We start from the raw sequence: 12091 nt of genomic DNA, 5'->3' as shown, positions 1-12091 counted from the left end.
AGTAGCATGTTAACAATACAACCTTAAAGATTCCTTAACCTAACATTAACACCACATCCCTTATTTTTCTGAGAACCAAATTTAAATTTATGCATTTGGACACTTACTCTAACCATCCCGCTACAAGATTGTTATGCTGCTCAATCCATTGCTTTGCGGTACGATCCTTATCCTTGCTTTCTTCCATCTTCGATAACAAGTCTGCCATTGTTGATTCGTCAAAACTAACTTTAGAGAAAAAGACGGCCAACTCGGGCTGTTCAACGTTAAAGTTTTTCCGGGCAAAAATCTTAATTTGCTCGGCTTCGCCCAATGTCTTTTTGGGATCTTCCAAAAACTTCAATTTCATTTTAGCAAACATCCAATGCGGTTGCCATCCAGCCACCACAATCCATCGCTTTGCTTTGATCGCGTTTTGTAATTCAGTAATCATGGCGACTGTAGAAGAATTCACATGTTTATAATCGAGTCCATAATCTGTGACTACTTGGTCTATTGCACGCGTGATGCCAGCGCCCTTTTCTATACCAATGATGCGTTTATCAAATTCTTTCTCATGTTTTTTTAACTCTTCAATCCTATCTATAGTTACATAATCTGGTACTACGAGGCCATTTCGGGCATGGTTATAACTTGTTCCAAGCGCTTTAAGATTTGGGAATTTAGCCACTTTGCTACCATGAGTCAATGGCAGCCAGACATCCATATATAGATCGGTATCACCATTATTCATGGAGGCTAATATCATATCAGGGGTAGCCCGTTGGATAACGACACGATACCCTTTTTCCTCCATAATTACCTTTGCAATATGTGTCATTGCTACCCCTTCGGCCCAGCCGTCCACCATCCCAATATGGATAATATTTTTATTTCTGCCTGTCGTGCATGCGGTAAACATACACACGAACAGACAAAATACCATACTTTTTATTTTCATCATACTATGCTTTCTTTTTTACAAAACCCTGAGTAATACGATCCAAAATAATAGCAAGAATCACAACAGACAATCCGCTTTCAAAACCAAGACCAATATCCAAGTTGTTAATACCCTCAAGTACTTTTTCACCCAATCCCCCTGCAGCAATCATTCCGGCAATAACAACCATAGATAGAGACAATAGTATAGTCTGATTAATTCCTGCTAATATCGTTTTTGCAGCCAAAGGCAATTCTACTTTAAATAAGATCTGACTATTAGTTGCTCCAAATGAACGCGCAGCTTCCACGATATCTTTCGGAACAGCATCAATCCCCAAGGTTGTCAAACGCACAGCTGGAGGCATAGCAAATATAATAGTCGCAAAGGCCCCTGGTACTTTACCAATACTAAAAAATAACACTGCCGGAATCAAGTAGACAAAGGCTGGCATTGTCTGCATCAGATCCAGTAAGGGGCGAATAATGCTTGCCGCTAATTTATTTTTTGCTGCCCACACGCCCAACGGAACCGAGATAACTAATGCCGTTGCCGTAGCGACTAACACTAATGCCAAGGTCTCCATAGTAGCCGTCCAAAACCCCATCACATAAATCAATGTTAAACCTAGAACTGTGGTCAATGCAACCCCCTTTCCTGATTTCCACCAGGCTAATGCCGTAAAAAGACCGATGATGATAAAAAAGGGAATTGTGATTAATATCCACTCTAATCCAAGAATTGAGGCATTCCCAGTATTCTTTATCAGATTAAAAAATGGCTCTAAATGCGCTGTTAGCCAATTGACCGCTACGGCTATATATTGTCCTATATCAATTACTTTATTCATTTTTACTACTTATTTGCTTTCTCTTTTAATTCTATTATTTCCTCTTCATTATACTTTGTTGCTTCAATGATTAAAGACGTTTGGGTGACTATACCCAATAAACGATTATCATTATTCACAACAGCAATAGGCGACCTAATCTCAGATATGAGCGGCAACATTTCTTCCACAGTTACTTCTTTAGATACTGTTGGAACATTTGTATGAATAATCGATTCGACGGTAAGCTCCTTGCGCTTGGCCGATTGGATGACTTCACTTATATGCACAAAACCAAGAAAGGTTTCATGTGCATCTACTACAGGAAGAATTTCTATTCCTGTGCTACGCATTTTACGTAAAGCTCCCTCAGGGCCATCTTTTTTGAAACGTACTACAGTCGGTTTTTCAAACATTAAAGAGCCAGCGGAAATAATGGATTTGCGATCGACTTTTTCGACAAAGGCTTTAACATAATCACTTGCTGGATTTGTCAAGATATCTTCCGCTGTACCGATCTGTTCGATTACACCATCTCTCATAATGGCAATACGATCGCCTAATTTGATCGCCTCGTCCAAATCATGGGTAATAAAAATGATCGTTTTTTGTAAATTATCTTGTAACTCAAGCAACTGATCTTGCATTTCCGTTTTAATCAGCGGATCAAGCGCTGAAAACGCCTCATCCATAAGCAATACTTCGGGATCATTAGCAAGTGCACGAGCCAATCCAACACGTTGTTGCATTCCCCCAGATAACTGTGAGGGAAGCTGCTGTTCAAACCCGTTCAGTCCAACGGTATCAAGTGCTTGCTGCGCTTTAGATTCCCGTGTTTCACGCTCTTCCCCTCTTAATTCTAAACCAAAAGCAGCATTGCTCAATACGGTGTGATGTGGCAACAGACCAAATTTCTGGAAGACCATGCTCATCTCCGTCCTTCTCACTTCGAGAAGATCCTTATTATTTTTTCTCGTGATATCCTCCCCATTGATAAATACCTTGCCTGAAGTTGGCTCATTTAAACGATTAAGGCAACGAAGCAACGTAGATTTTCCACTTCCTGAAAGTCCCATGATAACAAAAAATTCGCCTTCAAAAATTTCGAAATTAGCTTTATTGATGCCAATTGTACAACCTGTCTTTGCCAAGATTTCCTTTTTGGAGCATCCTTCATTTAGTAACTTCAAAGCTTCTTTCTTCTGCTTTCCAAAAACCAGCACCAAGTCTTCAACTTTTACCTTTACCTTTCTAATTTTATCCATATATTAATTTTTTTAAATACAAATAAACCACAACGGCATAAGTAATCCACTAAGGCCATACGCCTACGTTATATTTTTTTAAAATCAAATAACACTCCGGTGGAGTTCATTTGATTGAAATCCAACGAATAACAGTCCAATCAACTTATTAACTAACATACTTTACTCTCCGTTCGGTAAGAGCAATGATGAAAAAGAAACTAATCTTTTAAAGACGAAACTCACAACAATAGCGCATTTCAAAAAATACTCTAACAAGTATCACGAACAACCTAGGATGTACCAACTGGCACAATGCCGTAGCGGAATAAATTTATTCCTTTCTGTCTTTCGACGCTGCAAAGATACAAAAAATAAACTAAATGGTCTTTAAGAAACACAACAAACTGAAAAACAATATGTTATAAATAACGCAAAATGCTAGTAAATACTTTTACCTTTTAACCAAATGTTTGGATAAGTGTACGATGGATCGAACAACATGGTATATAGAACAATTTTTCATTTTCAATACGTAATAAACGCATTTATTACTTATCTTTATGCTATTGAAACAAAACTCAACCCCAGCCATGTTTATCGGCGCAGTCAAATGGTTCGACAATAACAAAGGATTTGGTACGATTGCATTACCTGCCGGAGAAGAACTCTTTGTACATATACGTAGGTTTAAAATTCCTCCAGAACATATTATTCAGCCTGGAGAAGTTATTGTCGGTGATAAGAAGGCCGATCCCAAGAGGAGCGGCTATCTCGCTCATAACTGCAGGATTCTCAAAAGGCCCGAAGATTGGAAATTCGTCATCTCACTCCTCAACAAAGAACATACAGTACACCTCCCCGACAGCCACGGTCGAGAACAAAAGCACAATTTAACCTCCTTAACAGCAAGACAACTTTTAAGAATCCAGCCCAAAGAACTTATCCCCAAAATGCTCACCGCTAATTTTGATGTTGATTTTGAGAGCACAATTTTTATTCCCTATGCCGAATTGATTGACAAAAGCATTACGGGCATATTTGAGCGCGAAACCGCATGCGATCTACTTTCCAAGGTATTCGAATACTTCGGAAAACATGTCTCCCATCAGATTTTATTTCGTGTATGGAAGGAAAGCATGTTTAAGTATATTGGCTATCCGTCGGAAGGTGACTACGAAATTCCTGAACTTGTATTTAATTTGAATGCTACAGAAATCAATTATGAGGATCTTACCCGAATTAGCACCTATAGTTTTGGAAAATCCTTCTGTGCTGATTTTGTAAATGCTTTATTTGACGACGTAGAAACAATGGACAAGAACGATCTCGAACCTTTGCTACCTTATATTGAATTTTTGGAGAACGAAGCGTCTATTGAAAAAATTCATACTCTTCTGCAAGAATAGCTGCAATGGATTACGTGTTGAAAATCGATATTCAAACCATTGCAGCTATCCATGGTGCAGACTGATCAGTCGTCTGCCTTACTTTTGTACATATCCTCAGTCTTTATCTGCTATCGTAAGGAAGAATGGCTAGCAATTCATTCTGCTAAGATCACATAGACCAAGGTTGTTTGCAGGTCTTATACCTTGGGCAAATTATAGCCATTATGATACACTTTTGCCAAGTATTGGTCTGCATCTTTATCGTTAAAACTGCGCTTTTGTTTATCCCAAAATAATTTCTTTTTAGACCTATACGCTATGTTTCCCATCTGCGAGAAAATGGCTATATGCGCACCGGCTTCTATCGGAGCATTTAAACCTTCTGCTGACTTATTTCTAACGGCTTCGACAAAATTTACCATATGCTTGTCCAATCCATTATCCTGTGAACGTTGAAAAGAGACAGCATCCATTCGCCCTTTTTCTGGAATAACTTCCCAGCCCTCGCGATTTACCACCAGGGTACCGTTATTACCAATAAATGCTACTCCGTGATTCTTTTGGTAAGGCCCCAAATCAATACCTGTTGCCTGCTCCCATTGAACATTGAATCCCTCAAACTCATAGACCGTAGTTAAGCTATCTGGTGTTTCAGCAGCGTCTTCTGGATAAGCAAATTTACCCCCCGCAGCCATTACAGACACCGGATCCGACACTTTCATGCCAATCAAAGCGTAATCCAGCATATGTACTCCCCAATCGGTCATCAGACCACCTGCGTAGTCCCAATACCATCTAAAATTGAAATGAAAGCGATTGGGATTAAATGTTCGTTTTGGCGCTGGTCCTAGCCACTTATCATAATGCACTCCGGCTGGAACAGAAGCATCTGGCTGCACTGGAACACTCTTCATCCAGCCCTGATAAGCCCAAGCCTTAACAAGACGTATCTTTCCAAGTTTTCCGCTGTGGACAAAATCCATAGCATCTTTGAAATGCTGCTGACTTCGTTGCCATTGCCCGACCTGAACAACACGTTTATGCTTTTTAGCAGCTGCAACCATAATTTCACATTCGTGAATGGAGTTACCGATTGGTTTTTCGACGTATACATCTTTTCCGGCTGCAACAGCATCAACCATTTGCAGGCAATGCCAATGATCTGGCGTAGCGATAATAACAACATCAACGTCTTTTGCTTTCAGCAGATCTTTATAATCAACGTAAGCTTTCACATTTATCTGGCGCTTCTTTAATTCCTCAACTCGATTCCGCAACACATTTTCATCGACATCACATAATGCTGTACACTCCACCCCAGGTATATGCAAGATCGCATTCAAATTTGACCAGCCCATACCGTTGGTACCGATCAGCCCCACACGGACTGTATCGGCTTGAAAACCGAATACTTTAGACTGTGCAAAAAATGCTGATGCCGCCAATAGGCCCGTGCTTCGGATAAATTCTTTTCTCTCCATTGTTTAATTTGGTTTATATTGATATTGTGTTCAACACGAAGAAGATGATTAGCTTGGCATCTCCCCAGTTATAGTACTAATATAACATTTAGTCTTTAGTATGAAGAATATTAATTCAAACAAACAACCTGAGATAAAGTCGTTTGAATGTCTCAGAAGAGTCTTCGGTGAATATCAGTGCATAAGACGAACTTAATAGTAACTGACACAAATACTGCAGCGAGCAGACACCGGTGTATCAACAGCGCCATGTATTATGATCTTATTGCCGAAAAATTATCAATAATCTTCATCAAAACCAATGCTTCTTCAATCGGAGATGGATTTGGCCCGGTACCCGTGAAATATTCTACTGTACGCGAAATCATCGGCAATTGAATATTTTCAGGATGGTCAAATGTAAATTCCTTCTCTTCTAACGTAGTATGAACAGAAACAGTATTTCCAAAAATGGGAAAAGTAATACGACCAAGGCTTCCAATAATTTCACACCTGTCTATCTGATTTTCTTTGGCAACATTGAAACACCAACTTCCTTGAAACACAAGCCGGTTTTCAAACAAAATGGTCCCTGTCGTTTGATCTGCAACGGCACTTTTATCATCCTGAATTAAACTAAAACCATCATAGGATACAGGCATCCCAAAAAGATGGAGCATCAAGTCTAGCTGATGAGGGGCTAAATCAAAAAAATAACCTCCTCCGGAAACGGCAGGATCAGTACGCCAATCGCCGGCATCCTTCGTCACCAAATCTGGTGTTCTGCTTTGCCACAAACGTAGTTGCACCGTTCTCAACTCGCCGATTGCACGTTGGTCAATAAGTTCCTTAACTTTCAAAAAAAGAGGCAATGCTCTTCGATAATGTGCTACAACCAACTTTCCGCCCCTGGCTTTTACTTCCTCCAGTAAAGATTCAGCTTCCTGCGCATTTAACGTGACAGGTTTTTCTACATAAACATGTTTTCCTTTACGTAAAGCAGACAGTGCGTACGCAAGATGAGACGACGGCGGTGTCGCAATATAAATCGCATTGATATCGATATTATCAAGTAAATCTTCGGCCTGTGAATACCACAAAGGAACGTGGTGTCTCTCGGCATAGTCAGCAGCTTTGGCCGCATCCCTTCGCATGACAGCCATAAGCTGACTATTAGCAACAAGATTTAGCGCAGGCCCGCTTTTTTTTTCCGTGACATCACCACATCCGATGATGCCCCAAACAACTTTATGATTTTCCATAAGATATTTTCAAATTATTGCTAAAACGCCCCCCCATTTCTTCCCTCATCTAAGACCAATTATGTGATACCAAGATCCAAAGCGGCAACTGCTGTTTTCCGCTATACAGATTAAATATCAAGTTCATGTTCTGCTATCGGTTTGGACTGATTGCCGCATGCTAAAATTTATACCTGCAAAATACAAAACTATTTGCAACGGTTCAGCTTATTTTCCGCTTTCATATGGTCCAACCGAATGCCTTAAATATCCTATCGATTAGCAGCAAGATCAGATGAATTTGTACAATAGGCTTTGCTGAATAATTTTTTTTGCTTTGAAAAGCATTTATATTGCATATAAAAAGCATTTTATCTAAGTTTGGGGTTATCCAAAACTAAAGGGATTAATTAGGCATCACATGATCGGCAGATTTTTCAGAAAATTCTATTTACATATTGTCATCTGGACAATATTACTGCTCTTACCCTTTATTATCTATCTTTACCAACCAGATAAGATTGCAGATTTCAAGCCCTATTCAGCATTATCGCATTTAGTAAATATCGTATTCCTGGCTACCCATTTTTATTTACATTGTTACATTGTCGCTCCGACCTATTTTTTCGGCCGTAGAAAGATCTTTGTGCTATTGATAGCACTGGGATTCGCTACTTATGTAGCCCTGAATTATACCATAGTCTATTTTAACCCAGATGGAGAACTCGCTCATCTGATGAAGGAGAATATTCTTTTTGTCCGCCTGGTGATCGGTCCGGGTATTATTTATTCCCTCTGTATGATTACTTCTTCCATGATCTTTCTGTATGACGAACAGGCTAGACAAAAAGAACTCAATAAACAGATTGCACTGGAAAAAACGACGGCAGAACTAACCATGTTAAAACTTCAGATCAGCCCGCATTTCCTGTTCAATACACTCAATAATATCCGTTGGCTTATCCGCAAACAGTCTCCCGATTCCGAAGGGACTATTGTTAAGCTATCTGAAATGCTTCGGTATATTCTTTATGAAGTAGATGGCCCCAAAGTCGAGCTGTTTAAAGAAATCGATCATATGCGCAACTTCATTGATTTACAAACTCTTCGTCTTCCGATTGAAGGAAATGTAAGCCTAGTTATTGAAGATACCGTCAAAAACAGGCTCATCCCCCCTCTTCTGTTCATACATTTTGTAGAAAATGCTTTCAAGTACGGTGTGGACAGTAAAACTGCACCCCAGATACAATTTCAATTTAAGGAAATTGAAGGTGGAATTGTCTTCACATCCCGCAATAGAATTTTAAAACATACAGAAACACGTCCAAATGAAGGTATAGGACTGATGAATGTACATAGAAGATTGCAATTACTATATCCCAATCGTCATGATCTTACGATTATAAAGACCGACGATGGAGATTTTGAAGTAACACTCAAACTGATGACTGATGAAGATTAAATGTATATTGATTGATGATGAACCCTTCGCGCTCAATATTCTTGAAGACGACTTATTAAATTTCGAACATATTGAGGTCGCCGGTAAATTTAATGCCACGGCCGAAGCTAAAGAATATTTAAAAGATCACCATATTGACTTGATTTTTCTTGATATCGAAATGCCCGATCAATTGGGCACGCAATTTATTCGGGAACTCACTCCTCGCCCGCTGGTTATCTTTACCACTGCCTACCACCAATATGCAGTCGAAGGTTTCGAACTAAATGCCCTAGATTATCTCCTTAAACCGATTTCAAAGACCCGACTTGCCGCCGCAGTCCAAAAAGCGGAAGAAAGCATGCTGCTCCGTTCGAAACAACCTGTTGTACAAGATCACATTATGGTCAATGTAGAATACAAAAAGACAAGAATATCACTCCATGAGATCAGTTACATTGAAGGTTTGAAAGACTATGTAAAGATTTATCTGGTAGACCGAGAATCGCCACTTCTTACGCGTAGTAACCTACGCGGGATGGAAAAAATATTACCTACTACAGACTTTCTCCGCGTACATAATTCCTTTATCGTCAACAAAAACCGTATTGAGAAAATCTCCCAAAATAGACTAATCTTACCCGAAGCAGCTCTTCCTATTGGTAAAAAATACATCAAAAATATTGAACAGTTTACATCATATCTCCGGATTTCATCGCTCTAAAGATCCATTCGTCTACACATTCGCTCCTTCGGTCTACAGATGGTTGCATAGCTAAAAAATCCTTTTCAAATTTGTGTACTATGATGTAGCCTAATCTGCATAAAGATAGTATAGCAAAGAAAAAATGAAAAGATCGATAGCAATAGCATTAATGGCAACCACAGTTGCCGCTGTACACGCTCAAGCCCCCGCAGGAGGACGACCTGCTTTCGCAATTTCTGAAGGCCAGATCTCGGGCCAAATTGTAGACAACGAAGGGAAACCTATTTCGCAAGCTTCGGTTAATTTATTAAAGGTCATTATAGACCAAACGACAGGTAAGGAAAGGGAAATTCTTGTAAAAAGCACCAGTTCATCGGAAAACGGAAAGTTCAATTTCTCCGCCATTTCGGCAAGAGAAAAATGGAAGCTTAAAATCAGCTCTGTCGGATACACTCCAATAGACCTTTCGGTAGATTATAGCGACAATAAAGCAACAAGTAAAGATCTGGGTGCAATCAAATTGGAAAATGACAACCGTAAACTCGATGAAGTTACCGTCACCGGCCGCAAGGCACTTCTCGAAATGGACATCGACAAAAAAGTATTCAATGTGGAGAAAAATATTGTTGCTGCTGGTGGAACAGCAATTGATGTACTCCGAAATATGCCTTCGGTACAAGTCGATATTGACGGAAACGTAAAACTGAGAAATGCAGCTCCGACCATTTTTGTCGATGGAAAACCGACCACACTCACTCCCGACCAGATTCCTGCCGACGTGATCGACAAAATCGAAATTATTACAAATCCATCGGCCAAATATGACGCTTCGGGAAGTATGGCCGGTATCCTCAACATTATTCTGAAGAAAAATAAGAAAGCCGGATATAACGGTATGGTCACCCTGGGTGGAGATCGTTTTGGCGGCACCAACTTTATGGGTAGTCTAAATCTACGTCAGAATAAAGTCAATATATCACTGACCGGAATGAATATGCGCATGCGCACGAACACCGAAGGCGACAGTCGCCGTATCAGTACAATTAACGGTGTGGAGTCTGAAGTAGATCAGGATATCGAAGGCAAAACAAAAGGTATGATCACCTTTGGCCGATTGGGTGTGGATTACGATTTAAGCCCCAAAACTACCCTATCTGTTGCAGGAGTATTGGTACAAGGTAAATTTAAGCCCAATGAAAACTCAACAATATCGACCACTTCTGCGGGCAGTACCTCAATGAGCGATCGGATCTCCGAAGCTGAAAGAAGCTTCAAACCACGCGGATTGCAAGCAGGCCTTGTCCAAAAATTCAAAACTGAAGGCGAGGAATTGTCTGTCGATTTCAACTACTTTGGCGGCACCAACACATCAAACGGCCTGTATACAACCAACTATCTCAATTTCGACAGGAAGATCAGCGGAACACAGATCCAAAAAAACATCGGTTCCGGAGACAATCAGTTCATGACTGTTCAGGCAGACTATGTCAAACCATTCAAAAATGGCATGAAACTCGAAACTGGCGTACGAGCGCAGATCAATAAACTTAAAAACCTCAACAATAACTTCTTAAAAGCCGTAGATGAAGATGATTTTGAAAATATCACCGCAGCTTCAGCAAACTATAACAATAAGAACAGCGTTTATGCTGCCTATGCCTCATTGGGTGGCAATTTAAAAGATTGGGTTTCTTATAAGGTTGGTTTACGTGCCGAGAGTTCAACTTACGACGGAGAACTTCTGAATACACATGAAAAGTTCCACAATAAATACCCGCTTAGCTTATTCCCTTCGTTATTTTTGAGCAAAAAAATAACCGAAAAAGACCAAATACAGATGAGTGTAACCCGTCGTGTCAACCGTCCTAATTTTTTCCAGCTCATCCCTTTTGTTGACTACACGGATAGCTTGAATATTACGCGCGGTAACCCGGATCTTGTACCAGAATTTACTACATCCGGCGAATTGTCCTATAGTCGTACACATGGAAAAGGTACATTTTTGGCAACGGTATACTATAAACGTACAAACAACCTGATTACACGTTATCTGACACAGGAACTGAATCCGGTCACAAACAAAATGGACTTCATTAACACCTATATCAATGCCAACTCCAGCAAAAATTATGGGGCCGAATTCACGTATACCAATACGCTTAAAAAATGGTGGGATCTGACGGCAGACCTTAACTTCTACAATTCTAAAATTGAAGTCGACGAACAAACACCATCGGAAGGTATGTGGACCGTATTTGGAAAATTGAACAATACGTTCAACTTACAGAAAAACTGGAATCTGCAGCTTGCCTTTGAATATCAAGGCAAAACAAATATGCCTGTAACGCAGGCTCAAACATTTGGCCCACCTATGAACCAAGCGCAAAGCTCTTCACAAGGGTATATCAAACCATTCTATGGCATCGACTTTGCCATCAAAAAAAGCTTCTTAAAGAATCAGGCTGCCTCAGCAACTCTGGCAATCAACGATATCTTCAGAACACGAGGCAATACAATCGTTTCCTCCGGAGAAGGGTTTTCTCAAACCTATTACCGTCTTTCAAATCCACAATTGATCAAATTGAATCTTTCCTACCGCTTTGGAAAAATGGATATGAACATGTTTAAGAAAAATAAAAACACGAATGCCATGGAAGGCATACAAATGCAATAACGAATATTTTATAAAAAAAAAGGGTATTTTCTAACGAAAATACCCTTTTTTTTTGTTTAATAGTCTCGAAGAAGTGGACCTCTAAAATCACCGTATCACGATCCATTATTCATTATTCAATCGATTATCTTTCAATAAAAATACCATATTTCAAAAAAAAATATTAACTTGAATACTAGAAAC

At 39.7% G+C, this 12091-nt stretch carries 9 protein-coding genes; 4 read left to right on the top strand and 5 right to left on the bottom strand.

All coding sequences use genetic code 11. The features are described 5' to 3' along the window. Positions 1 to 103: 103 nt before the first annotated feature. From B3139_RS18510 to B3139_RS18500, 3 genes are read right to left on the bottom strand one after another with little or no spacing between them, the layout of a single operon-like run. Complete coding sequence (locus B3139_RS18510; RefSeq protein WP_293885014.1) at positions 104 to 943, bottom strand: glycine betaine ABC transporter substrate-binding protein; 840 nt, start codon at positions 941 to 943, stop codon at positions 104 to 106. 1 nt (position 944) lies between these two features. Next, a complete protein-coding gene (locus tag B3139_RS18505; protein ID WP_293885013.1) occupies positions 945 to 1772 on the bottom strand; it encodes an ABC transporter permease in 828 nt (275 codons plus the stop codon). Positions 1773 to 1777: 5 nt separating this feature from the next. Beyond that, the gene (locus B3139_RS18500) at positions 1778 to 3016 is read right to left on the bottom strand and encodes a quaternary amine ABC transporter ATP-binding protein (RefSeq protein ID WP_293885012.1); all 1239 of its coding nucleotides are present in this window, start codon (positions 3014 to 3016) and stop codon (positions 1778 to 1780) included. A 542-nt stretch (positions 3017 to 3558) separates the two neighbouring features. Here B3139_RS18500 and B3139_RS18495 point away from each other — a divergent pair. Further along, positions 3559 to 4404 carry a cold-shock protein gene (locus tag B3139_RS18495; RefSeq protein WP_293885011.1) on the top strand — a complete coding sequence of 282 codons (846 nt, stop codon included), beginning with the start codon at positions 3559 to 3561 and terminating at the stop codon, positions 4402 to 4404. A gap of 179 nt (positions 4405 to 4583) precedes the next feature. On the opposite strand, the gene B3139_RS18490 is transcribed toward B3139_RS18495, so the two are convergent. Together B3139_RS18490 and B3139_RS18485 are read right to left on the bottom strand one after the other, a co-directional pair. Continuing rightward, the gene (locus B3139_RS18490) at positions 4584 to 5867 is read right to left on the bottom strand and encodes a Gfo/Idh/MocA family protein (RefSeq protein ID WP_293885010.1); all 1284 of its coding nucleotides are present in this window, start codon (positions 5865 to 5867) and stop codon (positions 4584 to 4586) included. Between the two features lie 254 nt (positions 5868 to 6121). Beyond that, positions 6122 to 7108, bottom strand: a complete 987-nt coding sequence (locus tag B3139_RS18485; RefSeq protein ID WP_293885009.1) for a Gfo/Idh/MocA family protein — start codon at positions 7106 to 7108, stop codon at positions 6122 to 6124. Between the two features lie 400 nt (positions 7109 to 7508). Between B3139_RS18485 and B3139_RS18480 the strand changes: the two genes are divergently transcribed. The 3 genes from B3139_RS18480 to B3139_RS18470 all read left to right on the top strand — a co-directional run bounded on the left by B3139_RS18480 (position 7509) and on the right by B3139_RS18470 (position 11908). Beyond that, positions 7509 to 8549: a sensor histidine kinase gene (locus B3139_RS18480; protein ID WP_293885008.1), complete on the top strand. Its 1041-nt coding sequence runs from the start codon at positions 7509 to 7511 to the stop codon at positions 8547 to 8549. Next, on the top strand, positions 8539 to 9252 hold the full coding sequence (locus tag B3139_RS18475; protein ID WP_293885007.1) for a LytR/AlgR family response regulator transcription factor: 714 nt from the start codon (positions 8539 to 8541) through the stop codon (positions 9250 to 9252). Before B3139_RS18480 ends, B3139_RS18475 begins: the two co-directional genes overlap by 11 nt. A 124-nt stretch (positions 9253 to 9376) precedes the next feature. Further along, positions 9377 to 11908, top strand: coding sequence for a TonB-dependent receptor domain-containing protein (locus tag B3139_RS18470; RefSeq protein ID WP_293885006.1), 2532 nt, complete (start codon positions 9377 to 9379; stop codon positions 11906 to 11908). The last annotated feature ends 183 nt before the right edge of the window (positions 11909 to 12091 follow it).

Source organism: Sphingobacterium sp. UBA1498 (genome assembly GCF_002325125.1).
GTDB lineage: Bacteria > Bacteroidota > Bacteroidia > Sphingobacteriales > Sphingobacteriaceae > Sphingobacterium.
Note: the sequence above shows the minus strand (reverse complement) of the source record. Positions and strands in the feature narration are given on the sequence as shown.